Origin of the sequence: Crocosphaera watsonii WH 8501, from assembly GCF_000167195.1 — a bacterium.
GTDB classification, from domain to species: domain Bacteria; phylum Cyanobacteriota; class Cyanobacteriia; order Cyanobacteriales; family Microcystaceae; genus Crocosphaera; species Crocosphaera watsonii.
On the sequence record NZ_AADV02000001.1, the window covers coordinates 282,568 to 307,198 of the forward strand.

Annotated in this window: 21 protein-coding genes and 3 pseudogenes; 11 read left to right on the forward strand and 13 right to left on the reverse strand. The window is 36.2% G+C overall.

Annotation, left to right across the window (positions count from 1 at the left end; all coding sequences use genetic code 11):
- Window positions 1-44: 44 nt before the first annotated feature.
- Together CWATDRAFT_RS01465 and CWATDRAFT_RS01470 are read right to left on the reverse strand one after the other, a co-directional pair.
- A complete protein-coding gene (locus tag CWATDRAFT_RS01465; protein WP_071892110.1) occupies window positions 45-1,073 on the reverse strand; it encodes an IS701 family transposase in 1,029 nt (342 codons plus the stop codon).
- Between the two features lie 298 nt (window positions 1,074-1,371).
- Window positions 1,372-3,216, reverse strand: a complete 1,845-nt coding sequence (locus CWATDRAFT_RS01470) for a sodium:solute symporter family protein (protein WP_007303310.1) — start codon at window positions 3,214-3,216, stop codon at window positions 1,372-1,374.
- A gap of 49 nt (window positions 3,217-3,265) precedes the next feature.
- Here CWATDRAFT_RS01470 and CWATDRAFT_RS01475 point away from each other — a divergent pair, with 49 nt between their 5' ends.
- Window positions 3,266-5,107 (forward strand): glycosyltransferase family 39 protein, encoded by a 1,842-nt coding sequence (locus CWATDRAFT_RS01475; RefSeq protein ID WP_007303311.1) that lies wholly within the window; start codon window positions 3,266-3,268, stop codon window positions 5,105-5,107.
- 149 nt (window positions 5,108-5,256) lie between these two features.
- Here CWATDRAFT_RS01475 and CWATDRAFT_RS01480 read toward each other — a convergent pair whose 3' ends face one another.
- The 5 genes and pseudogenes from CWATDRAFT_RS01480 to CWATDRAFT_RS41265 form a co-directional block, all read right to left on the reverse strand.
- Window positions 5,257-5,502 carry a type II toxin-antitoxin system Phd/YefM family antitoxin gene (locus CWATDRAFT_RS01480; RefSeq protein ID WP_007303312.1) on the reverse strand — a complete coding sequence of 82 codons (246 nt, stop codon included), beginning with the start codon at window positions 5,500-5,502 and terminating at the stop codon, window positions 5,257-5,259.
- Window positions 5,493-5,882 carry a type II toxin-antitoxin system VapC family toxin gene (locus tag CWATDRAFT_RS01485; RefSeq protein ID WP_007303313.1) on the reverse strand — a complete coding sequence of 130 codons (390 nt, stop codon included), beginning with the start codon at window positions 5,880-5,882 and terminating at the stop codon, window positions 5,493-5,495. The genes CWATDRAFT_RS01480 and CWATDRAFT_RS01485 overlap by 10 nt, the downstream gene beginning before the upstream one ends.
- Window positions 5,882-6,108: pseudogene (locus tag CWATDRAFT_RS01490) on the reverse strand (type II toxin-antitoxin system Phd/YefM family antitoxin). The gene CWATDRAFT_RS01485 and the pseudogene CWATDRAFT_RS01490 overlap by 1 nt, the downstream one beginning before the upstream one ends.
- Window positions 6,109-6,846: 738 nt before the next feature.
- Complete coding sequence (locus CWATDRAFT_RS01495; protein ID WP_326997395.1) at window positions 6,847-8,001, reverse strand: serine/threonine-protein kinase; 1,155 nt, start codon at window positions 7,999-8,001, stop codon at window positions 6,847-6,849.
- 3 nt (window positions 8,002-8,004) lie between these two features.
- Window positions 8,005-8,106 (reverse strand): 4-Cys prefix domain-containing protein, encoded by a 102-nt coding sequence (locus CWATDRAFT_RS41265; protein WP_007308919.1) that lies wholly within the window; start codon window positions 8,104-8,106, stop codon window positions 8,005-8,007.
- A gap of 132 nt (window positions 8,107-8,238) precedes the next feature.
- Here CWATDRAFT_RS41265 and CWATDRAFT_RS01500 point away from each other — a divergent pair, with 132 nt between their 5' ends.
- The 3 genes from CWATDRAFT_RS01500 to CWATDRAFT_RS01505 all read left to right on the forward strand — a co-directional run bounded on the left by CWATDRAFT_RS01500 (window position 8,239) and on the right by CWATDRAFT_RS01505 (window position 10,666).
- Window positions 8,239-8,565 (forward strand): hypothetical protein, encoded by a 327-nt coding sequence (locus CWATDRAFT_RS01500; RefSeq protein WP_007303315.1) that lies wholly within the window; start codon window positions 8,239-8,241, stop codon window positions 8,563-8,565.
- 344 nt (window positions 8,566-8,909) lie between these two features.
- The gene (locus CWATDRAFT_RS36860; RefSeq protein WP_157134024.1) at window positions 8,910-9,065 is read left to right on the forward strand and encodes a hypothetical protein; all 156 of its coding nucleotides are present in this window, start codon (window positions 8,910-8,912) and stop codon (window positions 9,063-9,065) included.
- Between the two features lie 173 nt (window positions 9,066-9,238).
- Entirely contained in the window at window positions 9,239-10,666 is a 1,428-nt protein-coding gene (locus CWATDRAFT_RS01505; protein WP_007303316.1) for an RNA-guided endonuclease InsQ/TnpB family protein, read from the forward strand.
- Between the two features lie 246 nt (window positions 10,667-10,912).
- Here the strand turns inward: CWATDRAFT_RS01505 and dxs are convergent, their stop codons facing one another.
- Complete coding sequence (gene dxs / locus CWATDRAFT_RS01510; RefSeq protein ID WP_007303317.1) at window positions 10,913-12,823, reverse strand: 1-deoxy-D-xylulose-5-phosphate synthase; 1,911 nt, start codon at window positions 12,821-12,823, stop codon at window positions 10,913-10,915.
- 480 nt (window positions 12,824-13,303) lie between these two features.
- Between dxs and CWATDRAFT_RS01515 the strand changes: the two genes are divergently transcribed.
- The 4 genes and pseudogenes from CWATDRAFT_RS01515 to CWATDRAFT_RS01530 all read left to right on the forward strand — a co-directional run bounded on the left by CWATDRAFT_RS01515 (window position 13,304) and on the right by CWATDRAFT_RS01530 (window position 17,751).
- Window positions 13,304-14,788, forward strand: a complete 1,485-nt coding sequence (locus tag CWATDRAFT_RS01515) for an IS1380-like element ISCwa5 family transposase (RefSeq protein ID WP_007303318.1) — start codon at window positions 13,304-13,306, stop codon at window positions 14,786-14,788.
- 231 nt (window positions 14,789-15,019) lie between these two features.
- Window positions 15,020-15,265, forward strand: coding sequence for a hypothetical protein (locus CWATDRAFT_RS01520; RefSeq protein WP_007303319.1), 246 nt, complete (start codon window positions 15,020-15,022; stop codon window positions 15,263-15,265).
- A gap of 417 nt (window positions 15,266-15,682) precedes the next feature.
- Window positions 15,683-16,099: a peroxidase family protein gene (locus CWATDRAFT_RS01525; protein ID WP_007303320.1), complete on the forward strand. Its 417-nt coding sequence runs from the start codon at window positions 15,683-15,685 to the stop codon at window positions 16,097-16,099.
- Window positions 16,100-16,224: 125 nt separating this feature from the next.
- Window positions 16,225-17,751, forward strand: a pseudogene (locus tag CWATDRAFT_RS01530) (IS5-like element ISCwa2 family transposase).
- Between the two features lie 26 nt (window positions 17,752-17,777).
- Here CWATDRAFT_RS01530 and CWATDRAFT_RS01540 read toward each other — a convergent pair.
- From CWATDRAFT_RS01540 to CWATDRAFT_RS01550, 3 genes and pseudogenes are all read right to left on the reverse strand, one after another.
- Window positions 17,778-18,494 (reverse strand): annotated as a pseudogene (locus CWATDRAFT_RS01540) (IS1380-like element ISCwa5 family transposase); the annotation flags it as partial.
- A 204-nt stretch (window positions 18,495-18,698) separates the two neighbouring features.
- On the reverse strand, window positions 18,699-20,105 hold the full coding sequence (locus CWATDRAFT_RS36560) for a hypothetical protein (protein ID WP_007303323.1): 1,407 nt from the start codon (window positions 20,103-20,105) through the stop codon (window positions 18,699-18,701).
- A gap of 278 nt (window positions 20,106-20,383) precedes the next feature.
- Window positions 20,384-21,910, reverse strand: a complete 1,527-nt coding sequence (locus CWATDRAFT_RS01550) for an IS5-like element ISCwa2 family transposase (protein ID WP_007303324.1) — start codon at window positions 21,908-21,910, stop codon at window positions 20,384-20,386.
- 137 nt (window positions 21,911-22,047) lie between these two features.
- Here CWATDRAFT_RS01550 and CWATDRAFT_RS32615 point away from each other — a divergent pair, with 137 nt between their 5' ends.
- Both CWATDRAFT_RS32615 and CWATDRAFT_RS42105 read left to right on the forward strand, forming a co-directional pair.
- Complete coding sequence (locus CWATDRAFT_RS32615; protein ID WP_268742150.1) at window positions 22,048-22,122, forward strand: PEP-CTERM sorting domain-containing protein; 75 nt, start codon at window positions 22,048-22,050, stop codon at window positions 22,120-22,122.
- Window positions 22,123-22,337: 215 nt separating this feature from the next.
- Window positions 22,338-22,529 (forward strand): response regulator, encoded by a 192-nt coding sequence (locus tag CWATDRAFT_RS42105; RefSeq protein ID WP_430639726.1) that lies wholly within the window; start codon window positions 22,338-22,340, stop codon window positions 22,527-22,529.
- On the opposite strand, the gene prfB is transcribed toward CWATDRAFT_RS42105, so the two are convergent.
- Both prfB and CWATDRAFT_RS01565 read right to left on the reverse strand, forming a co-directional pair.
- Window positions 22,519-23,632 (reverse strand): peptide chain release factor 2 gene (gene prfB, locus CWATDRAFT_RS01560; RefSeq protein WP_157134025.1). Its coding sequence is split into 2 segments (ribosomal slippage): window positions 22,519-23,559 and window positions 23,561-23,632, totalling 1,113 coding nucleotides; the frame shifts between segments, so codons are not numbered across the junction. The genes CWATDRAFT_RS42105 and prfB overlap by 11 nt on opposite strands.
- Before the next feature lie 34 nt (window positions 23,633-23,666).
- Complete coding sequence (locus CWATDRAFT_RS01565; RefSeq protein WP_007303326.1) at window positions 23,667-23,921, reverse strand: hypothetical protein; 255 nt, start codon at window positions 23,919-23,921, stop codon at window positions 23,667-23,669.
- Window positions 23,922-24,047: 126 nt separating this feature from the next.
- On the opposite strand from CWATDRAFT_RS01565, the gene CWATDRAFT_RS01570 reads away from it, so the two are divergent.
- A complete protein-coding gene (locus CWATDRAFT_RS01570; protein WP_007303067.1) occupies window positions 24,048-24,629 on the forward strand; it encodes a helix-turn-helix domain-containing protein in 582 nt (193 codons plus the stop codon).
- Window positions 24,630-24,631: the final 2 nt, after the last annotated feature.

Sequence of the window (24,631 nt, forward strand, 5' to 3'; positions counted from 1 at the left end):
ATAACAGAATAACTTAGAAGTTTCGCATTGACAGAAAATAAAAATTATGCTGTCAAAGAATTAGTGGGAGATAATTGTTCTAAAATAAACTCCCGTGCCACTTTTAAAGAAAGCTCTCTTTGGAGAGAATACCAAGACTCTATAGTTGCTTTAATTCTCATCAGTTCCAATTGACAAAATGCTCTTAAAGAACAGAAAATATGAGTAACAATAGCTTTTTTCGTTCTTACTTGAAACTTAGATAATCCACACAATTGTTTTAAAGCTCTATGATAGCATTCTATTCCCCAATGAATAGTTTGTAACTCTCTAAAATCATCGCGCTTCCAATCCATAAGTTTAGATTCATCATATAGAAAAGTAGCATAATAACGACAACTTCCGTGTTTAAAAGTCCTCTTAAATATTTTTACTTTTCCGAATTCTTTGATAATTACTATCAATCCATTATTAGGAATTTCCAACTCCTCTACTCTTTGATATTTACCTCCTTCTACTTTTACTTGTCTATTTTTGGCTATTCCTACTTGAAAATTCAGTTCTTTGTCTCTAAAAAATCTTAAATTCTCTTTAGAAGAATACCAACAGTCTGTCGTTATAGTAGAAGGTTTTACCCCCCACTTGATTACTTCTACGATCATCTCTCTTAAGTAATCATTTTTTGTTTTATTATCTAGAGGATCATAAAGGCGATAATTAATAGGCATTGATTTTCCATCATAGTCAGTATAATACAAAGTAATTAAGTTAATTCCTTTGATGGCTTTTTGATGTTTTCCTGACCAATAATAGTTGATTAAATGAGCTTTTCCTACTTGAGAGTAGTGTTTTTCAATAACGGTATCATCCCCACTTAACACTCCTCCAATCAAATTAAGGTTTCCTTGAACTTCTCTAAATAAATCTATTGGTTCATATTGCTCTCTTAGTAAGAATCTATTGGTGCTATGACGAGAAATTTCTAAAATCTCAGCTAAACGGCAGCAACCTGTGTATTTTGGCTCTGAGAGCAAGAAGTATGTATATTGATCTAGATTACATTGGGCTGTTGATGGTTTACTCCGAAGTCTTATGATTTTTCTCCTTCATTAGCGATCACCTGAAAACATCATCTGCATATTTACGCTCTTTTGTCAATGCGAAACTCCTAGATTCATGAAATACTAAATATCCCCCCTTTAGTTCCCCCCTTAATAAGGGGGGTTTGGGGGTTAGGGGGGATCAGCATTCACTTAATTCTCACAACTGATAACTGATTGCTATAGAACTCAGGTTACTAACTATTCCTTCAAAAGGAGGTAGAAACCTTGATATTTTTATATGAAATTTTAAGGAAAAATTTTTTATTTTCCCCTGACAAAGTATTAACATTTAATAAACATCATGGAATTCTGGATCTTGCATCGGCAGAGTCCGTTTTTTACTCAATTTTCGTAACCAAAAGCCTCCAATAATAGCAATGGTTAAGGAGACAAATCCAGTGATAGATTGTAGTAGTAAAAATCCGCCGATGGCAAACATACTACCAAACATAACTAAAGTAGCTGCTACCACTTTTAAGAGATCATTTTGTAAATTTTGTGCTGGTTCTAAACCGCTTTTGTATTGTTGATATTGCCAACCTATTCCCCCAGGACGAACCTTCTCGTAGAAATTTAATAAAGTTTGTTCATCTTCGGGAGGGGTTAAATACATAACCGTTATCCATACCAATGCTGTTAACACGGAAATTCCTAGTAACCGCCAACCAAAGTCAGGAAAAATATTATTAATGGCAGGATTAATAGTTGTAACTAAACCAATTAAAAACCCTGTAACCATGGCTGATAATTCTGCTGCGGCATTAATTCGCCACCAAAACCAACGTAAAATTAAGACAAGTCCGGGACCAGTTCCAATGGCAATTACTAAACGAAATACTGTCCGAACATCCGTTGCATAAAAAGCAGCAATTGAACCTAAAACCGTCACTAAAAGAGATGCTAATCTCACCGCATCGGTTAACTCTTGATCCGTCGCATCAGGACGGAAAAAACGACGATATAAATCATTAGTTAAATAAGAAGCACCCCAATTAATAGATGTGGAAATGGTACTCATAAAAGCAGCGATTAAAGAAGCAACCACTAACCCCAAAACTACCGAAGGTAAATAGTTTAACATCAAGGTAGGATAAGCTAATTCTGCATCTTCTAAATTAGGTAATAAAACCATTGCAGCTAAAGCAGTAATAATCCAAGGCCAAGTTCTAACAATGTAGTGGAGAATGTTAAAAAACCAAGTAGCCTTTTCTGCTTCTTTTTTAGCTGCTTCGTCAGTTTCTCCTTTCACTGCTAACAATCTTTGCACAAATTCTCCACCCCCATCACTGCGACGAAAAGACCACCATTGCACAAATATATAAGCTGAAAATGTAGTGGCTGTAATACCGGCAGCATCGTTCCAAGTAAAGTTTAAACCGCCATTATTGGTGATAGGAATAAACGATAAAACATCAAAATCAGTTATTTGTTGAACATTAGGAATTAATTCACGCACTCCTCCCGCATCATTCACCGCAATAACTGCCACTAACATCGCCCCAAATAGTCCTAAGAAAAATTGGAAAAAGTCCGTAACAACTACACCCCAAAGTCCTGAAACTCCGGTATAAATTAAAACAAAAACACTCAAAGCGATCACTGTCCAGAGTTTGGTTGCTTCTCCAGGATCAAAACCCAAACTTTGCCATAACTGCAAAGCGTCCACCACCTTAACCATAGCTAACATAGCGTAACCGATACCAATACAATTGATAGGAACCGCGAATAAAAATGCCTTGGTTGCCCGTAAAATGGCTGCTGTACGCCCACCGTAGCGTAATTCTGTTAATTCAGCGTCCGTGACCATTTCCGACCGTCTCCACAGCCCTGCAAACACATAAATTAGAACAATGTGGGCGATACCAAAACTCCACCATTCCCAGTTTCCTGCAATACCCCGAGTAGCAACCACACCGCAAATATACAAAGGGGTATCGATAGAAAATGTCGTAGCGGCCATACTGGTACCAGCTAACCACCAAGGGAGGTTTCTTCCAGCTATGAAGTTGTAAACTATACTTGTCGGTTTGTCGTCTTCGTCATCAGTTTTAGTTTCTTGATGGGACAACAATAACCCCAAGGCCATCGTCCCAAAGAGATAAATTAAAATAATAATCCAATCTATAAGCTGCATAGTGTAAATTTAGGTTATTTTATTTAAAGTTTGGTTGTGAGGATTTTCTGTGTTAAAAGTTGAGTCGTCTAAACAGTGGATAAATAAGTTGTCCCAAGTCAATGATTGGGTATTATTAGGGTTATGGATGGTTATTGGTGGTGTTCTCCGCTTTACAAATTTGGACGCTAAACCCCCTTGGACCGATGAATTTGCCACAATGGTGTTTAGTTTAGGAAATGATTTCCGGTCGGTTCCTCTGAATCAGGTTATTTCATTGGATACCCTTTTGCAACCACTTCGTGTTAGTGGCGACGTAGGAATAGGTAATGTTGTTTCTTTATTGCTACAAGAAGATAATCATCCTCCTTTATATTTTGTTTTAGTTCATTTATGGGTTCATTTATGGCAAGATGTGGGGGAATATGTGGATGTGGGGGTGGTGAGATCGCTTCCTGCTTTGTTGGGAATTTTATCTATTCCTGGGGTTTACTTTTTAGGAAAAATTGCTTTTAATTCTCGGTTAATTGGGCAAATAAGTGCTAGTTTAATGGCGGTTTCTCCTTTTGGTATTTTCTTGGCACAGGAAGCCCGTCATTACACCTTAAGTATTTTATTTGTGATTGCTTCTTTAATATGTTTAATACTCACTCTTAGACATCTTTATCAACAGTCTATTATTCCTTTATGGTTAGTATTTAGCTGGATTTTGGTTAATAGTTTGGGTTTATCGGTTCATTATTTCTTTGTTTTAACTCTCATCTCAGAAGTTATAACCTTAGCTGTTCTGATTTATGCTAAATATAGAAACAATTTTTCACAGTTAAGTAAACGAAATATCATCCGTATTTTAGCAGCTATTCTCGGAACATCTGCTACTGGTTTAGTCTGGATGTTGTTAGCCATTTCTCATGGTTACGGTAATAATATGATTACTTGGATTCATCCCTTAAGTCATATTTTATATGCTATTAGTCCCCCCTTGCAGTTATTAGCAGTTTGGGTTCCCATGATTTCTTTATTACCAGTTGAATCTGATTCTATTCCTATTGTTATTCTTTCGGGTTTAATTTTACTGTTATTTTTTATCTGGTTAATTCCTTATAGTATCAGAGGTATAAAAAAAGGATTAAAATTGAATGAATTTCGTCTTCCACTGTTAATTTTAATGACATTTATTGGTGGGGTTATTGCTTTATTTTTAATCATAACTTATGGTGTTGGCGTTGACTTAACTCGTGCTGCTCGTTATAGTTTTACTTATTTTCCTGCGGTGATAGTATTAGTGGGTTTTAGTTTAGGTATTTTATGGCACGAAATTAAACAAGAAAATGAACAATTACAAGCAAAAGAAACAATTAATCCTTTAATTTTATTGAGGAAATTGTATGATAAGTTGAACTGTAATGGTAAATTAGCCTTTTATGCTGTGTGGTTGATGGGATTTCTAGGTGCAGTAACTGTATTGATTAATTTAGGGTATCAAAAATATTATCGTCCTGAACAATTAATATCAGTTATTGAAGAAAATTCATCACAACCTGTTCTTATTGCTACCACTCACAAAAGTTTAGTCCAAGTAGGGGAAATGATGGGAATAGGATTAGAATTAAAGAAAGTTAGTAATCCCCCCAAACCCCCCTTTCTAAAGGTTGATACCCCCAAACCCCCCTTTCTAAAGGGGGGCAATAAGGAAAGAGAAAATCCTGAATTTTTATTCATTCATCAAACCCAAGATAATGATCCACAATCAACTATAAAGCTACAAGAAACAGTTAATAATATGTCTAAACCCCTAGAAGTTTGGGCAGTTAATTTTAATGCAGAAATTGAGTTAAATAATTGTACCCTTGACACAACAAAATATCCTTATATTGATGGTTACGGATATAAAAGATATATTTGTAATTAAATATAATATAACTACTTTGCCAATTATTCCCCCCTTTTTAAGGGGGGTTAGGGGGGATCGTAGGGGATCTCCTTTATCAGAAATAACCTTAATACCGATTTCAAACAAACTAGCAATACTTAATAATAAATATAGCAATCAGTAATGATTTATGAGAATTTCTCAGGACATAATAATATTATTGGTTCATCAAAATCACTACTAATTGTTATTAAACCCTTTGCAGTGCCACGATGACGGCGTTTAGAACTTGGTTGATTAATTCTAGTTAGTTTATAAATTGCTTGAGCATTTTTTGTAATAATTATCTCTTGGCTATCTCTAGATAAAACTTCTAAGATTTCCGGATTTTCTTTAATTTCTTTTAGTTCTATTTTCACTTTAACTAAGTCCATAAACGTTGAACAGAATAAGAATAAAATGCTATATCTCTACTTAAAATAGGAATATTTTCTGTAATCCCTTGAGCGATCAATAACCTATCAAATGGATCATTATGATGAAAGGGTAAAGTAGAAATTAAAGCTAAATGGTTCAATTTGATTGGTAATAAGTCAAAGTCTTCGAGTTTAATTTTATCATTAATATAGTCTTCTAATGGTAAGGATAGACTTAGTTTACCTTTGCTTTGTTTTATTCCCATTTCCCATACACTGGCTAAACTAATCAGTTTTTGATGGTTAACATCATCCATGATTTGACGACCCCTATTACTCAAGTTAGGATGACCAGAAAAGAACCAAATTAAACTATGAGTATCTAATAATACTTTCATTACATATAGTCCTTAAAGTCTTCTAAGGGTTCGTCAAAGTCATCACTAATAGAAATAATATCTTTATCACTTCCAAAAAGAGAAGGACGTTTTTTATCTTTTTTATTGAAACTAATTTTACCATTGGCTGATTATTTTCAGTGATAATGATTTCTTCTCCTGTTGATGCTATCTCCAGAAGTTTTTTTATCTGAGGTAATGCTTGATTAATATCTATGGTTTCCATTTTTTATCGAAAAATAATGGGTCTAAAACCCCGCCCTAACAGGCGTAATTGTGTTACAATCAGATTGTAGCAATATTCAGCTACCTACTGGGGGTCCCCCAGAAAGTGACGACTAACCCTGAATTGGCAGGGTGTCTGGAAACAGATGGATGTATGACCTAGTAAGGTAAGTACCAGTCAGCCTGAGTTACCTCGTATGAGAGTAGGTTTCAACAAGTAATTGTTGAATCAGAACCCACTCGCCTTTAGGCAGTGGAGTATGTCAAATTCCTTTTAAGCTGTTAAGCATCTAAATTACTATACTAGACTTACGGGGAGAGGGTTTGCTAATTTTTTGCTTAATTTCATGATATGTGGTTTAAATGAAACCTTAACCCAAACCCAACATTAAACCCAATAAAACCTATTTGTAGGGGTCAACGGCCGTTGACCCCTACCGTACTAAATATTTAGTACAAAAAACAATAATAAATAAATCGATCCGGCTGACGGCGGAAACCACAAAGGTAAAAAATGAAAAGGGTAGAGAACAAGAGGATAAAAGAGTAAAGGGTCAAAGATTTCTCCCGAACACACATACTACCCGAAAACCGTAATTGACGTTGCGGACTTCGCGCCTAAGGACGTCGTTGCGAAACGCGGAACGGCAGTAAACAGGATTTTCGCCCCAAGAAACGCTCCGCAGCACTGAATATGATTAATTTTGCTTATTTTTAGCTAAATATAAGGTTTCAAATTTCATCCAAGCACTGCCATCATTAGGCGCACCTTCATAGTTAGAATGGAAATCATCTCTAATGGATCAGGTTTAGGTTGAGGGGTTTGTATTTGAGGAGAGGAAGGAACAAAAGTCTTAGCTATTGGTTTTTCTGAGGAAGAAGAAGGAACAAAAGTCTTAGCAACTTGTTTTTCTGAGGAAGAAGAAGGAACAAAAGTCTTAGCAACTTGTTTTTCTGAGGAAGAAGAAGGAACAAAAGTCTTAGCAACTTGTTTTTTAACTGGAGGTTGAGGTGTTACTATTGGTGAACTTGTAACTTGAGATGTATCTAAACTATTTAGGTCATTTAATACTGCCTCTGCTGTTTGATAGCGGTTGCTTATATTCTGTGCCAACATTTTATCTAAAATATCTGCTAACCCTGGATTAATAGTTATTCCTTGTTCTTGTGCGTATTCTCTCCATCGCCAATCACTATGATTTTCGTCTAATAATTTATCAATAGTATTGCCATATTCATCCTCATCATTGGGGAAACATTGAGTTAATAATCTAACTGCTGTTACCCCTAAACTATAAATATCACTAGCAGGTTTTGCTCTCCCTTGCATTTGTTCCATTGGTGCATAACCTGGAGTATAAATAACACTCCCTGCCATAGATTTCATGGTGGTACTTACTTGTTTAGATGCACCAAAATCTATCAATATTAATTCTGCTGTTTTTCCTGATTCATAATTATTAGTCGAAACCCGACGCATGATATTCTCTGGTTTAATATCTCGGTGTAATATTTTTTGTTTATGGAGATAGTCCAAAACAGGCAATAATTCTCTTAAAAATAGCTTAATTTTTCCTTCACTAAACCGCCCTTTTTGCCAAACCTCATCAAATAATGTATCACCTTCAATAAATTCTTGAACCAGATAAAAATCATTATTATCTTCAAAATAAGCATAAAGTTTAGGGATTTGGGGATGATTTAATTCATAGAGACGTTTTTTTTCCCGTTTAAAGAGTTCTTGTGCCTTCTTTAAGTTAGCACCTTGCATTACAGTTACTAACTTCTTAATGACTCTTTTTTCATCCATTAAATGCTGATCTTCAGCTAAATATGTTCTACCAAAAGCTCCTTGTCCAAGTTTTTTAATGATTTTATAATGAACTTGAAAAATATATTATTGACTGCTTTGAGGTAATTTTTCGCCACAGCCATGACACTTTCTATTGTTATCGGGATTTTCTGGTTTGTTGCAACTAGGGTTGAGACAATATAGCATTTTTTTCAGTTATCAGTTATCAGTGATCAGTGATCAGTGATCATTAGATTGTAGGCCGATGCACTGCCCACCTTACTAAAAATAGGATAATATATTAGTAACATAAACTATCATTGATTTGAGTCTAGCATAATGTCAACAGTCACAGAAAACGACCTAAAAGAATTAAAAGAACTGATCATCGATAATAATAAGACATTGGAGATGATCATAAATAATCAGAAAGTGTTAGAAAAAGGTCAAGCTGATTTAAAAGAACAGTTAACAGGGATTGATAAAAGATTAGCTATTGTAGAAACCCGTTTAGAAGACTGGAAACCTTCTATTGATAAAATTCCTGACTTAGCAGAAAAAGTAGGAGAGTTAAAGAACTGGAGACAGTTTTTAATTATTACTGTAACTGCTGTTTTTAGTGGGTTTATTGGTTGGTTTATTCGAGGAGGTACTTTCAAACCTTAAAGAGATTTGGAGTTCCTCGGAATGACAATTATCCATCATTAAGGAGTGATCAGTTATCAGTTGAATGAAACCCTTTAACTAGAATAAGGACAAAAACCAACAACTACAACAAGAAAGAGGAATTAGCTTTGATAATATTATCCAAGCTATTGAACAAGGAAACCTCCTTGATGTTATCAAACACTATAACCCCGATAAATATCCCAACCAAAAGATTTTTATTGTTAAAATGGACGATTATGCTTATCTTGTTCTCTTTATGGAAAATGACTTAGAGATATTTCTAAAAACAATTATCCCGAGTCGAAAAATGACAAAAAAATACTTAGGAGGTTAATTAAATCATGAATTCCCTTAATCATGAAGAAAAAGAACTTTTAGAAAGCGTTAAAAAAGAAGAATGGCAAAGTGTTGACAATGTATCCCAGGAAATTAAGCGTTATCAAACCTATGCTAGTCATCAAATAAATCAGCAAAAAATAGAAGTAACTTTATCCTAATGTCGGGCAGAATACCCCATCCTTCTACAAGGTGGGGATGAATGACCGACCAAAATATAAACTGACCTAAGGGAATCCTATTAGAGAAATACAGTGGCAATTCTTTCAATTAACCACTATAATAAGAAAAACAATATGCGATCAGATTCTTGAGTAGAAAAATCTAACCAATAATGATCATAGCTCACAAATACAAGTTAAAAGCAAGTCCATCTCAAGAAATAATAATGACCAACTGGTTATCTATGCTCAGAAGTCATTACAATTTCTGCCTGAGAGACAGGATTGAAGCGTATGAGCAAGTTAAATCTCCCAAACTAGGTAACTATTCGGACTTAAAAACAAAAGCCCCTTGTTGTCCGTTTACCTGTTCAATTTCTCCACAATCCCAATTAGGAGAACCCTTCAAAAAATCAGGTAAAAAACGTAATGCCTATGAAATGCAATCCTCTGAATTGCCCTTCTTAAAACAAGCTAGACCCTGGTACAAAAACATTCATTCTACAGTTCTACAGCAAAATTTAAGGCGACTTAAAACGGCTTTTCAAAACTTCTTTGATGGTAGAGGATATCCAAAGTTTAAGACTCGTCAAAGATTTAAAAGTTTTAGCTATCCTCCCAATCAAGTTAAATTGGAGTTAAACAAAATCTATCTTCCTTCTATCGGTTGGATGAGATTTTTTAAGTCTCGAAATATTCCTGATGGATTTCAGTTAAAGACTGTAACGGTTCGCTCATTAGCTGATGATTGGTACGTTTCGATAAGAATAGAAAATAAGGATGTTCCTCAATCAAGTCCGAAGGATTTAAAACAGATCAAAACAGCCATTTCGGGAGACTTAGGAATCAAGAAGCTATTAGCTTTGAGCAATGGAGAATTGATAAAAAATCCTCAATTTGAGAAACGCTTGTCAAACAGAAAAGCCATTAGACAACGTAGAGCATCTCGTAAAAAAAGAGGCTCATCTAACCAGAAAAAAGCCTATACTAAATTAGCTCGTATTGACCAAAAAATAGTTAATCAAAGAGAGGATTATCAATGGAAAGTCGCTCACCACCTTGTTCGTTTATCTGATGTAATTATTTTAGAAGACCTAAACATACAAGGAATGATTAAAAAATGTCGTGCTAAACAGGATGAGAACGGCAAATTTCTTAAGAATGGTCAATCAGCAAAAAGAGCATTAAATCGATTAATCAGAGATTGTTCTTGGGGAAATCTTATAGAAAAAATTGAGTCGGTAGCTGCAAAGTTTGGGTCGATTTGTTTAAAGGTTAACCCTAAATTTACATCCCAAAAATGTTCGCATTGTGGACATATTCAAAAAGAAAACCGCAATAAAGAACGCTTTTTGTGTCTTAATTGCGGTTTTCTGGCTGATGCTGACGTTCAAGCTAGTGTGAATATCGGTACTAAAGGACTTGAAACTCTTGGAATTAGTCAATCTAGGCTACTGATGGTCAATCAGAAAGTTACGCCCAAACCTGAATTAACAGGTTCTAGTCATAGGGAAACATCAGTCTCGTTGGAGATTGAGCCTGGGAACCCTCAGCAATTAAGTTTGTTTGAGTGGGTGAATGGGGAAGTGATTCCCTGTTAGAATCCCCAACTTCAGCGCAGCAAGTTGGGGTACTTCAACCGTAGAAGATAGTCAAAAAATTCAAAATCTCTCTCATAAGCTTGGTCAATCTATTAGTAATTTAAGTCAAGACATTTTACATAAATATTTACAAGGTGAATTAATTGAAAGAGAACGATAGAGAAAAATTGATAAAAAAACCCTAGTGCTAGGGTTTTTGAATAAGTAGGAGGAATTAATAAATTCCCCCATAAATATAATTTAAGGTTAAGCCACCACAGAGGGTTGTGCTACCTTAAAGAAAAGTTGTCGAATTTGTTCAGCAATTTGAGGACTGGTTAAACCTAAATCAGCCTTTGACTGATCTGGTTTAGCATGATCAACTAATTTATCAGGAACCCCAAACCGTTTAATGGGAACCACCACATCATTATCCATTAATGCTTCAGCAACTGCCGAACCAAAACCACCCATTAAACAACCTTCTTCCAAAGTAACTACCTTACCAATGCGTTGCGCTAAAGGTAAGATTAACTCCGTATCCAAAGGTTTAACAAAACGGGCATTAATTACCGTTGCTTCAATACCGTGTTCCTTGAGAAGTTCCGCCACTTGTAAAGATTGATGAACCATAGTTCCGTAAGCAACGAGGAGTACATCATCACCGCTACGTAAAATCTCTCCTTTACCCACAGGAATCGGTTCCCAACCTTCTTCCATCAAAGGAACACCTACACCATTACCACGGGGATAACGCATAGCAATGGGACCATCTGTATAGTTAATTCCCGTTACCACCATACGCTGTAACTCCGCTTCATCTTTGGGAGCCATAATGGTTAAATTAGGAATACAACGCAGATAGGCTATGTCGTATAAACCTTGGTGAGTAGGTCCATCGGCCCCCACAATACCGGCCCTGTCTAAACAGAGGAAAACGGGAAGATTTTGGATACAAACATCGTGTAACACCTGATCGTAAGCCCGTTGTAAGAAGGTGGAGTAAATAGCCGTTACTGGACGTATGCCTTCACAAGCTAACCCGGCAGCCAATGTTACAGCGTGTTGTTCAGCAATACCCACATCGATGTATTGTTTAGGCAGTTTTGCCTGTAGTTTATCTAAACCCGTTCCCGTAGCCATAGCAGCAGTGATACCAATAATCTTGGGGTTATTTTGTGCCAGGGTTGTCAGAGTATGGGCGAAAACCTTGGAATAACTGGGGGGTTTAGGTTTATTGGAGGGAATAGCCTTACCCGTAGCCAAATTAAAGGGACTTTGAGCATGGTAGCCCACCTGATCCTTTTCTGCCAGTTCATAGCCTTTACCTTTGACAGTAGCTACATGAACAAATACGGGGCCAGGGGTTTTATGGGCCTGTTTAAAAGTAGAAATGAGTTCCTCTAAATTATGACCATCAATGGGGCCAAAATACTTAAAGCCCAATTCTTCAATTACCGCCCCAACTTTAGGCATGGCCAGGCGTTTCATCCCTTCTTTAACCCGTTCCATGTCTGGGGTTAAAGACTCTCCAAAGAAGGGTAAATGTTTGAATTGTTCTTCCAGGTTATCAGAAAGAAACTGTACTGGATCACTCAAACGAACTTTATTGAGGTAGCGAGAAATAGCCCCAACATTGGGAGAAATAGACATTTCGTTATCATTCAACACCACCATTAAATTAGTGTGGGGTAAATGTCCAGCGTGGTTAATAGCTTCCAGAGCCATACCACCAGTTAAGGCACCATCACCAATGATAGAGACAACCTTATAATCTTCTCCCTTTGCGTCCCTGGCCAATGCCATCCCTAAGCCAGCAGAAATACTGGTAGAAGCGTGTCCAGCACCAAAATGGTCAAATTTGCTCTCGCAGCGTTTTAGGTAGCCAGCAATGCCATCCTTTTGCCGTAGGGTATGAAAATCATGATAACGACCAGTTAACATTTTATGGGGATAGGCTTGGTGGCCCACATCCCAAATCACTTTGTCGCGATCGAGATCGAGGGTTTGATAGAGGGCAACGGTTAATTCTACCACCCCTAAACCAGGGCCGAGGTGTCCTCCACTAGCAGCAATGGTCTGTAAATGCTTTTCTCGAATTTGACGGGTAACGTCTTCTAATTGTCGAATTGATAAACCATGTAGCTGATTAGGATGAGTAATATCGCTTAAATTCATCGAAAATTTTTGTTCCCAAACCCCGTCCCTTCAGCAAGCCAAGGGACGGCTTTACAATCCCCTAACGGGGGCGAGTTTTGAAACACCGACAAGGCCGAGACTCGCAAACTCCTATCGTTGTATACTATTTTGACATCTTAGGCTCGGCTTTTTCATGGTGAGGCTGGGGAACAAGAAAAAAATTAGGTGCAGCCGTTGATTGTCAAGCAGGTTTCCCGAATTTCTCACAAAATCTGCGATCGCCAAACACAGAAGCCTTACAGGAAGTGGGTTTGAACAGAGCGATCGCAGATTTCCCCAACCAACAGTCTGTTGTCAGATTTTAAGTTAAAATCAACCCGAATTAGACAAAGATGAAAAGATAAATCAATCACTCATTTTTCCAAAAAAATTATTAATAAAATCTCTAATAGTACTAGATTGTTAGAATAAAATATGCTATAATTTAATTATTAAAGCAATTTATCTTAAACTGATTTAATGAGTCCCAGTCATCCCCGAACCCCTCGTCAAGTAATCAACTTTAGTAAACAGAAAGGAAAAGAAATAATCGCTAATTTTGATGGGGGACTAATCACTTCAGATGCGGGGATTGTCTGGATAGCTGAGTTGGATAAAAAACTGGGAATTACGGAGAAGTTTGGTAACTGTTTTCAAGATCATCGTCATCAATCTTATGTAGATCATTCCGTTCATGAGTTATTAGCACAAAGGCTTTATGGAATTATTTTAGGCTATGAAGATGTCAATGACCATGATAAATTACGTCACGATCCTGCCCTTAAGATCGCTTTAGAAAAGCTTAATGAACTTGAAGATAAAAAGGGATGGTTAGCTGGAAAAAGTACAATTAATAGATTGGAATATTGTCCTGAGACTATTCTCGACCAAAAAACGAGTCGTTATCATAAAATAGAACCCAACTTTGAAGCCATTGAAAAATCTTTTGTCGAATTTTGTTTAGAGTCTTATAAAAAACCTCCCTTAAGTATTATATTAGATATGGATGTCACGGATGACCAAGTACATGGTAATCAAGAAGGGGCATTTTTTAATAGTTATTATCACGGAGTATGTTATGCTCCTTTATATATTTTCTGTGGGCATCATTTATTAGTGGCTAAACTTCGTTCATCTAATGTAGATCCAGCCGATGGAGCCTTAGACGAATTACAAAGAATTATCGGACTAATTAGAGAAAAATGGTCAGAGACTCATATCCTAGTTAGGGGTGATAGTGCCTATGCCCGTGAAGAAATCTTCTATTTTTGTGAAAATCAGCCTTTAGTTGATTATGTTATAGCTATGGGAACAAATGGCGTTCTTAAGTTACGAGCGGATGATGTAATTGAAAAAGCCAAACATGAATATGAAAAAAAACTAGCTCCAATAACTGAATTAATGGATAGTTTATTTCAGAAAAAAGAAGATTTAGAAGAAGTTAAAAAATTAGTACCAATTTCTACTTGGTATCGCTCTATTCGTTATAAAACAGAAAAGTCATGGAGTTGTCAAAGAAGAGTAGTGACAAAAGTTTGTTATGGAAGTGATGGCTTAAAAATGCGCCATGTGGTGACATCTTTGCCCGCTTCAAAAATTCCACCCTCAAAACTTTATACAAAAAAATACTGTCCGAGAGGCGAGATGGAAAATCGGATTAAAGAACAACAATTAGACTTGTTAGCTGATAGAACTTCAACTCAAACATTTCAAAGTAATCAACTAAGATTATGGATACATTCCTGGGCTTATGTTCTCATAAATGCTTTTCGTCAACACTGTTTAAAAAAAACTTCATTGGCTAAAGCAACTGTGGGAAGAATACGTCTAAATCTTCTTAAGTTGGGAGCCAGAATAAAGATTAGTTGTAGAAGAATTATTATCGCTATAGCTAGTGCTTGTCCTTATCAAGATATTTTGTCTATTGCTAACAAAAGAATTAAAACTATTCCTAATACTGGATAAGTAGAATAAGTTGTTTTCTAAAAAAGATATCTATCATAAGTTGTTGACTGACTGATACTTTCATTTAGTCTTATTTATCGTGGAGAAAATCAAAAGTTAATATAATTATTCCCTCTTAAACTCAATTTTTGGATAATCAAAGTCAATTTTTTTATTCATCTATATTCAAAATTTCTATTAGTCCTAAAAATTATCATTTTTCATCTCTGGATTGGGCTTTCAAATTAATTTGTGAGAAATCCGGGGTTACCATTAGTCCCTTGTCTATTAGCACTTTTTACAGCAGCAATTATCCTCTGGTTTATCGATAATAAGCAACGAGATAAAATGGTTTTTAAACTAACATTAGATTCATTATTAAAGACACTTACAGATAAACCAACGGTGGGACGTATTGCGATCGAATACCTTAAACAGTCAGAAAACCGAGAAAATAAAGCTTTGATTACAGAAAAGTTGTTGAAAAAAACTCAATAATTGACTTCTCCTGACTCCAAAGCAATTAATAATTAACAATTAATAATTAAGGTTCTCCAGGACATATAGCAATCAGTTATCAGTTGTGAGAATTAAGTGAATTGTGATCCCCCCACTACCCCCCAACCCCCCTTATTAAGGGGGGATCATAAGGGGGGAACTGAACGGGGGATCTTGATGTTCTCATGAATCATTCCTGATTGCTATACTATGCTAAAAAACAGTTTTAAATCCGTGAAAGCAAAGAGTGGGCAAGCAATTGAGATTCAAAAATCTGTTAAAAACCCAAAGCCTTGCCCTATCTGGCTTTTTGATGATTTAGCATAGTTCATACTGTAGAACCGTCTAGGTAGCTAAAACCTATCTATATCTTCTAAAATAATATAAATATTAGTAGATATATAGGAGTCAGTAACAATGGCACTGTTCAACCTGAATATTGCCCAGGCAAGAACTGTAAATAATACTCAGACTTTTTCTGATACATATAGTCGAATGTTTCCCTGTATTAGTGCTTTAAGTGCCGATGAAAAGGCTTTAGTTCATTTGGGAACAGCAATGATTCAATCAAAGGCCCAAAGTCTTGATAAAACCTTAGACAATAAAACAATTCCCGCAGGCTATACCTATTTAGGGCAATTTATTAACCATGACCTTGAATTTGATATTATCTCTGTGGGTTCAAAATTAGTGGAACCTGAACAACAAAAAAACTTTCGTACTCCTCTGTTAGATTTAGATAGTGTTTATGGACAAGGACCCAAAATTCAACCCTATCTTTATCAACCAGAAGATCCCGATCTACTAATGATTGGATTAACTAGGGTTTGCTGAATAAAAGCAAAAGCCTATTCTTTAAAAGGTTACACCCATATTCGCGATCGCAAAAAAGATCAGCTTTGTCGGCTACAAACCGCTATAATTGGTAGAAACACCTCCCAGTTGTTGGTCAAGAATAAATGTATCGAAAAGAGGAGCAACCTTTACCGCCCCCAGAAAAATTTGAATTACCTTTCGAGGGCAAATTGTCCCCCAATAATCGTTGGGTAATCATGGCAGAGTTGATACCTTGGGATGATTTTGAGGAAGAATATGCTAAACTTTTTTCAGCAGAAAAAGGTGCGCCAGCCAAACTATTTAGAATGGCATTAGGGACATTAATTATTAAGGAAAAATTAGGAACAAGTGATAGAGAAACTATAGAACAGATTAGAGAAAATCCCTATCTACAATACTTTATAGGTTTAAATTGTTATCAACAAGAGCCACCACTGGAATCTTCAATGCTAGTTCATTTTAGGAAAAGAATTGATGGAGAATTGATAAACAAAATCAATAAAAAAATAGTAAAAAGAGAAATAGACAAGAGTGATAAAGAAGTAAAAAAAAAGGATTGTCTCCAAGAAAAAGGAGGAAAAATAAAAAATAAAGGTAAACTAATTTTAGATGCGACTTGTGCGCCAGCAGACATCAAATACCCAACGGATTTAGGCATATTAAATCAAGCCAGAATTGAGACAGAAAGAATAATAGATAATCTTTATAAACCATTAAGAGTAAAATTGAGAAAAAAGCCGAGAACTTCTAGAAAAATTGCTAGAAAGGAATACTTAAAAGTAGCTAAAAAACGAAAAGTATCTTATCAAGAAAGAAGAAAAGCTATCGGGAAACAGTTAAAATACCTTAAGAAAAATTTAGGAAATATAGAAGACTTAATTCAAGCTGGGGCTTCCCTGGAAAATCTGAGTAAAAGACAGAAAAATTGTCTAGAGACTATCAAAAAAGTTTATGAACAACAACAGTCAATGTGGGAGAATAAGACCCAGAGTGTTCCTCAAAGAATTGTAAGTTTAACTCAACGGCATATTCGTCCAATAGTGAGGGGAAAAGCAGGAAAACCAATAGAGTTTGGAGCTAAACTCTCAGTAAGCTGTGTAGATAACTATGTGTTTCTAGATAAAATAAGTTGGGAAAACTTCAATGAATCTTGTCATTTAAAAGAACAAGTAGAAAAGTATAAAGAAACGTTTGGCTATTATCCCGAATCCGTCCATGTAGATAAAATTTATCGAACTAGGGAAAACAGAAATTGGTGTAAGGAAAGAGGGATAAGAATCAGTGGTCCGAAGTTAGGAAGACCTCCGAAAAATGTCAGTGAAGAAGAAAAGAAACAAGCCCACTCCGATTAATGCTTCCGTAATGCTATTGAGGGAAAGTTTGGACAAGCTAAACGAAGATTTAGCCTAAATCTCGTGATGACAAAACTCCCTGAAACCTCCATTACATCTATTGCTATTACATTTTTAGTTGTCAATCTTTCTAAACTTCTGAGGCAGTTTTTGTCGCTTTTTTTGTCCTTATTTACTAATAATAGAACAGGGAAACTCATCAAACCGCCTTTCATTAATTTTGATTATACTTTAAACAATTTTTATGTACTAAAACTTATTGATTTGTCAGAAAATTCTTGGTCAAAAGTGGCATAAATTTTGGAGAAACTTTTTCAGCAAACCCTAATTAGTCCGATAATTCTTTGTAATTCGTCTAAGGCTCCATCGGCTGGATCTACATTAGATGAACGAAGTTTAGCAACTAATAAATGATGCCCACAGAAAATATATAAAGGAGCATAACATACTCCGTGATAATAACTATTAAAAAATGCCCCTTCTTGATTACCATGTACTTGGTCATCCGTGACATCCATATCTAATATAATACTTAAGGGAGGTTTTTTATAAGACTCTAAAAAAAATTCGACAAAAGATTTTTCAATGGCTTCAAAGTTGGGTTCTATTTTATGATAACGACTCGTTTTTTGGTCGAGAATAGTCTCAGGACAATATTCCAATCTATTAATTGTACTTTTTCCAGCTAACCATCCCTTTTTATCTTCAAGTTCATTAAGCTTTTCTAAAGCGATCTTAAGGGCAGGATCGTGACGTAATTTATCATGGTCATTGACATCTTCATAGCCTAAAATAATTCCATAAAGCCTTTGTGCTAATAACTCATGAACGGAATGATCTACATAAGATTGATGACGATGATCTTGAAAACAGTTACCAAACTTCTCCGTAATTCCCAGTTTTTTATCCAACTCAGCTATCCAGACAATCCCCGCATCTGAAGTGATTAGTCCCCCATCAAAATTAGCGATTATTTCTTTTCCTTTCTGTTTACTAAAGTTGATTACTTGACGAGGGGTTCGGGGATGACTGGGACTCATTAAATCAGTTTAAGGTAAATTGCTTTAATAATTAAATTATAGCATATTTTATTCTAACAATCTAGTACTATTAGAGATTTTATTAATAATTTTTTTGGAAAAATGAGTGATTGATTTATCTTTTCATCTTTGTCTAATTCGGGTTGATTTTAACTTAAAATCTGACAACAGACTGTTGGTTGGGGAAATCTGCGATCGCTCTGTTCAAACCCACTTCCTGTAAGGCTTCTGTGTTTGGCGATCGCAGATTTTGTGAGAAATTCGGGTATAAGTCCCTCCAGCAACCCAAATTTTATCCCCACTGCGGGATGCAGCTAAAGCATCTTGTAGATCGGTAAACGCATTACTCCAAGAAGTCCCATTATTATCCCCTAAAGCAGTTGCTCGGACATAAAGAATGCGAGAAGCAGCAGGAGTGGGTGCAGGAGAGAGTTCTGCCCCTTCATAAGCTCCTAACTCCACGTTTGGTCCGAGAACACGGGAATTACCGGATAAATCTAAGGGTATGGGTTCTGTGGTATTACCATCCCCATCTAAGTCTTGATCATCAGAAGGTAATAAGGTTTGATTCCCTGCATTTAAACCAGGAGAACCAGATTTTAAGCGTAAATCATCCCCTTTCGCATTAACAAATAAGGGGTTAGCATCTGTAGCATTAAACTCACCATTTTGGACAATAGTGCTACTAACATTAATGGTTCCCCCATCATTTAAAATCTGTGTCCCAGTATCGCTACTATCTTGGTTATTCCAAACAATACTATTCCGTAATGTGGTGGTACTAGATAAGTTGTAAACGCCTCCACCTTCAACGGCTGAGTTATTGCTTAGGGTACTATTAGTGAGGGTACTATTACTAAAGTCATTAAAAATACCTCCTCCCTCTCCTGTGTTAGCAGAGTTTCGACTGAAAATAGCATTAACAAAATCAGGATTACTGCTGCTGGTATTATAAATTGCACCACCATCATTCAGGGCAGCATTGAGACGAAAGGTACCATTAACAATTTCAGGACTACTGAAATCATTGTAAATACCAGCCCCTCTGGTTGCCGTATTATATTCAAATAAGACATTAGTGAGAATGGGATCACTATTATTTTCGTTATATAATGCCCCACCATTGATAGCATTATTCTCTCGGAAAGTAATATTATTGAGAGTGGGACTTCCTGCCGAAACATAGACTCCCCCACCGTTTCCGAGACTTCCTGCACCGTCTGCATTACCCCCAGTAATAGTAAACCCATCGAGGATCGCACTGGTGTTTAAGGGACTAGCAATAGAACCCACAGCACTAACAACATGATAGGAATTATCTGCAATCCCTGCACTACCAATTTCACCGCTTAAAATGGTGACATTATTATTAATATTTCGTTGATTTAACCCGGTTTCTGTACCTGCGAAACCTCCATAAATTTCTACATCATTTTTCAGAGAAAAAGTAGTATTGCGATCGAGTCCTGTGGTTGGGGTATAAGTCCCCGCAGCAACCCAAATTTGATCCCCTGCTTGTGCAGCAGCGATCGCACTTTGTAAAGTACCAAAAGCACTATTCCATGAGGAACCATTGCCAGTCGAACCAGATTTTACGTAAATAATAGCCATGAAAATCTCTTTGGTATAAAGTCGTTAGTGAGAAATAAAACAAATTACTTTTGGTTAGGGAACAACAAATCTTTTAATATTGAATCCAATTATTAAAAGATAAAATATAGGTTATTTATGATGGAAAAGCTCTAAAATTATCAGTGTTTATTTAGATACAAGAACTACTAAAAAACACTGAGCTATACTTAATTTATCTTATGTACTTGAAACAATCTTCTCTATATCTACTGAAAATAACTTATATTTAGGGTTTGCTGAAAAAGTTTCTCCAAAATTTATGCCACTTTTGACCAAGAATTTTCTGACAAATCAATAAGTTTTAGTACATAAAAATTGTTTAAAGTATAATCAAAATTAATGAAAAGCGGTTTGATGAGTTCCCCTGTTCTATTATTAGTAAATAAGGACAAAAAAAGCGACAAAAACTGCCTCAGAAGTTTAGAAAGATTGACAACTAAAAATGTAATAGCAATAGATGTAATGGAGGTTTCAGGGAGTTTTGTCATCACGAGATTTAGGCTAAATCTTCGTTTAGCTTGTCCAAACTTTCCCTCAATAGCATTACGGAAGCATTCATCGGAGTGGGCTTGTTTCTTTTCTTCTTCACTGACATTTTTCGGAGGTCTTCCTAACTTCGGACCACTGATTCTTATCCCTCTTTCCTTACACCAATTTCTGTTTTCCCTAGTTCGATAAATTTTATCTACATGGACGGATTCGGGATAATAGCCAAACGTTTCTTTATACTTTTCTACTTGTTCTTTTAAATGACAAGATTCATTGAAGTTTTCCCAACTTATTTTTTCTAGAAACACATAGTTATCTACACAGCTTACTGAGAGTTTAGCTCCAAACTCTATTGGTTTTCCTGCTTTTCCCCTCACTATTGGACGAATATGCCGTTGAGTTAAACTTACAATTCTTTGAGGAACACTCTGGGTCTTATTCTCCCACATTGACTGTTGTTGTTCATAAACTTTTTTGATAGTCTCTAGACAATTTTTCTGTCTTTTACTCAGATTTTCCAGGGAAGCCCCAGCTTGAATTAAGTCTTCTATATTTCCTAAATTTTTCTTAAGGTATTTTAACTGTTTCCCGATAGCTTTTCTTCTTTCTTGATAAGATACTTTTCGTTTTTTAGCTACTTTTAAGTATTCCTTTCTAGCGATTATTCTAGAAGTTCTCGGCTTTTTTCTCAATTTTACTCTTAATGGTTTATAAAGATTATCTATTATTCTTTCTGTCTCAATTCTGTCTTGATTTAATATGCCTAAATCCGTTGGGTATTTGATGTCTGTTGGCGCACAAGTCGCATCTAAAATTAGTTTACCTTTATTTTTTATTTTTTCTCCTTTTTCTTGGAGACAATCCTTTTTTTTTACTTCTTTATCACTCTTGTCTATTTCTCTTTTTACTATTTTTTTATTGATTTTGTTTATCAATTCTCCATCAATTCTTTTCCTAAAATGAACTAGCATTGAAGATTCCAGTGGTGGCTCTTGTTGATAACAATTTAAACCTATAAAGTATTGTAGATAGGGATTTTCTCTAATCTGTTCTATAGTTTCTCTATCACTTGTTCCTAATTTTTCCTTAATAATTAATGTCCCTAATGCCATTCTAAATAGTTTGGCTGGCGCACCTTTTTCTGCTGAAAAAAGTTTAGCATATTCTTCCTCAAAATCATCCCAAGGTATCAACTCTGCCATGATTACCCAACGATTATTGGGGGACAATTTACCCTCGAAAGGTAATTCAAATTTTTCTGGGGGCGGTAAAGGTTGCTCCTCTTTTCGATACATTTGTTCTTGACCAACAACTGGGAGGTGTTTCTACCAATTATAGCGGTTTGTAGCCGACAAAGCTGATCTTTTTTGCGATCGCGAATATGGGTGTAACCTTTTAAAGAATAGGGTTTTGCTTTTATTCAGCAAACCCTATCTTAGGTGCTGGTGCCGCTATCGGTTTTGGAAGTGCTTTCAAACGTAAATTAGCTCAAGCTAAAAAGAAATAGAAGATTAGACTGACTACATTTGTCCATTCTAACTTTAACGCTATAACAAAGATATAACTATCCGTCGTAACGCACCAAAAAAGTATATTTTGGTACGTTACGCTGCTCTAATACACCCTACAATTTTCTTGACATTAACTTTACAAAAAGTCTCCTATAATATTTTTTTGTCCTCAAAATTACATTATCAAAAAAATGACCAAAATGATATAATTATGAGAATTCTGTTGGTAGAAGACGAAGAAGACTTAGGACTAGCTATTAAACAGGTTTTAGTTAGTAAAAAGTATATCGTTGATTGGATTAAGGAAATGGATACATTGATGCTTTGGTTAACAAAAAGTAGAAATCAACGGCCGTTGATTTCTACTCCGAACTCCGAACTCCGAACTCAGACTACCCTTTAGGGGCAGTATCAAAACGTAAATAAGCTTCGATAAACTCATCTAAACTACCATCCATCACCCCATTAACATCAGTTGTTTCTATATTAGTTCGTAAATCTTTCACCATTTGATAGGGATGAAAAACATAATTACGAATTTGGGTTCCCCAAGCTGCTTCTACAATATCCCCACGAATTTCAGCAATTTCTTGGGCCCGTTGTTCTTCGGCAATAATTAATAGTTTTGCCTTCAATAATGCCAAGGCTTTTTCTTTATTTTGGAGTTGGGAACGTTCTTGGGTACAACGAACGGCAATACCCGTAGGAACATGGACAACACGCACGGCAGTTTCCACTTTATTAACATTTTGTCCCCCTTTTCCCCCAGAACGAGAGGTACTAATGTCTAAGTCTTTATCGGGAATATCTACCTTAAGATCATCTTCTTCTAATGCTGGCATGATTTCTATTCCAGCGAAGCTAGTTTGACGTTTGCCATTAGCATTAAACGGAGAAATTCTTACCAGTCGATGGGTTCCTTTTTCCCCTTTTAAATAACCAAAAGCATAACGGCCTTCTATTTCCAAAGTAGCGGATTTAATACCAGCTTCATCCCCTTCCGAGAGTTCAGTTAAATGGACCTTATAACCCTGTTGTTCTCCCCAACGGGTGTACATTCGTAATAGCATTTGCGCCCAGTCTTGAGCATCCGTTCCCCCGGCACCAGCATTAATAGTTAATACGGCCCCCTTTGTATCATAAATGCCGGATAATAACTGCTGTAATTCCCAGCGATCGAGATTATGGTTAAGTTGAATGATGTTATCTTCGGCCTCTTGACGTAAAGTGGCATCATCTTCCAATTCCAATAATTCAGCGATCGCCTTGGTATCGTCTAATTGAAGACACCATTGTTGATACTGTTCTAATTGGGATTTAAGATCATTTAACTCTTGTAGGGTGGTTTGTGCCGTTTCTGGTTGATCCCAAAACTGCGGTTGTGCGGAGGTATTTTCCAGATCTTTAATAACTGCTTTGAGTGCAGGTAAGTCAAAGATAGTCCTGGGTTTGCCCCAGGCGCGAACCAATCAATTCAATTTCTCGTTTCAGTTCTGTTGTTTCCATAAACTACAAACTATCTAAAATCTAAAAGTTATTGTTAGTTACCACCAAAGAGACGATTATTAGGTAAATCAACGATAAAGTTGCTAAAGCCTAACACATCTCGAATCGGTTGAGTAATGATTCGGAAAGCAGCTAACACTTTACCTAACAATGTCCGACTAACAACAATAACATCTTCATTTTGTAGGGTAACATATTGAGTTACATCTAAATTTTCTACCGTTTTAATGGGATTTAATCCCTGTCTAACTACCTTACCCTGTTCACGATCAAATCTCAGCAAAGTCACTTCTTCCCTGTTGATTAAAGGAATAGTACGAGGTAAGGAAGCTACCGCATCTAAAAAGGTACTACTGCAGCTTAGCGAAAGTAATCCACCAGATTTTTACAGAAACTTTCGTGACTAGCCACGACAATGTGTTTCAATGAAACTAACGGAAGAATCTCGAAGTTGATGTCCATGATAAAAGCATTGCCAATTAACCTCTCCAACCTACAGAAAACAGTACTCCAACAAATAGTGAGAGGGACAACAAACCCCTATCGCCTTGTTAGACGAGCCAAGCTAATCTTAGCCGCAGCATCAGGAGAGAGCAATAGTTCGATTAGTCGAAGATTAGAATTAGACCGAGTACAAGTGCGTCAGTGGCGATCGCGATGGTTTGAGGAGAGAGAAAAACTGAGTGCCGCCGAAGAACAACAGGTAACGGAGAAAGCATTAATGGTCTTGATCAAAGGAATTTTAAGCGATCGCCCAAGACCTGGAACAACAAAATCCTTTACGGTCGAACAAGTAGTCCAGATTGTAGAGATCGCTTGTGAAGAATGTGAAAAATCAGACAGACCAGTGAGCCATTGGACACCTTCAGAGTTGGCGGATGAAGCCATAAAAAGAGGAATTGTCGAAAAGATTTCCCCCCGTAGTGTGGGGCGTTTTTTAAAAAGAAGCGACATTACAACCACATCTCGTTCGTTACTGGTTAAATGCCAAAATTGATG

Coding starts and splice junctions, on each gene's coding strand:
- CWATDRAFT_RS01470 (WP_007303310.1), bottom strand. CDS start 3,216: ATGCAGCTTATAGATTGGATTATTATTTTAATTTATCTCTTTGGGACG.
- CWATDRAFT_RS01480 (WP_007303312.1), bottom strand. CDS start 5,502: ATGGACTTAGTTAAAGTGAAAATAGAACTAAAAGAAATTAAAGAAAAT.
- CWATDRAFT_RS01485 (WP_007303313.1), bottom strand. CDS start 5,882: ATGAAAGTATTATTAGATACTCATAGTTTAATTTGGTTCTTTTCTGGT.
- CWATDRAFT_RS41265 (WP_007308919.1), bottom strand. CDS start 8,106: ATGCTATATTGTCTCAACCCTAGTTGCAACAAACCAGAAAATCCCGAT.
- CWATDRAFT_RS01500 (WP_007303315.1), top strand. CDS start 8,239: ATGTCAACAGTCACAGAAAACGACCTAAAAGAATTAAAAGAACTGATC.
- CWATDRAFT_RS36860 (WP_157134024.1), top strand. CDS start 8,910: ATGAATTCCCTTAATCATGAAGAAAAAGAACTTTTAGAAAGCGTTAAA.
- CWATDRAFT_RS01505 (WP_007303316.1), top strand. CDS start 9,239: ATGATCATAGCTCACAAATACAAGTTAAAAGCAAGTCCATCTCAAGAA.
- dxs (WP_007303317.1), bottom strand. CDS start 12,823: ATGAATTTAAGCGATATTACTCATCCTAATCAGCTACATGGTTTATCA.
- CWATDRAFT_RS01515 (WP_007303318.1), top strand. CDS start 13,304: ATGAGTCCCAGTCATCCCCGAACCCCTCGTCAAGTAATCAACTTTAGT.
- CWATDRAFT_RS01525 (WP_007303320.1), top strand. CDS start 15,683: ATGGCACTGTTCAACCTGAATATTGCCCAGGCAAGAACTGTAAATAAT.
- CWATDRAFT_RS36560 (WP_007303323.1), bottom strand. CDS start 20,105: ATGGCTATTATTTACGTAAAATCTGGTTCGACTGGCAATGGTTCCTCA.
- CWATDRAFT_RS01550 (WP_007303324.1), bottom strand. CDS start 21,910: ATGTATCGAAAAGAGGAGCAACCTTTACCGCCCCCAGAAAAATTTGAA.
- CWATDRAFT_RS42105 (WP_430639726.1), top strand. CDS start 22,338: ATGAGAATTCTGTTGGTAGAAGACGAAGAAGACTTAGGACTAGCTATT.
- CWATDRAFT_RS01570 (WP_007303067.1), top strand. CDS start 24,048: ATGTGTTTCAATGAAACTAACGGAAGAATCTCGAAGTTGATGTCCATG.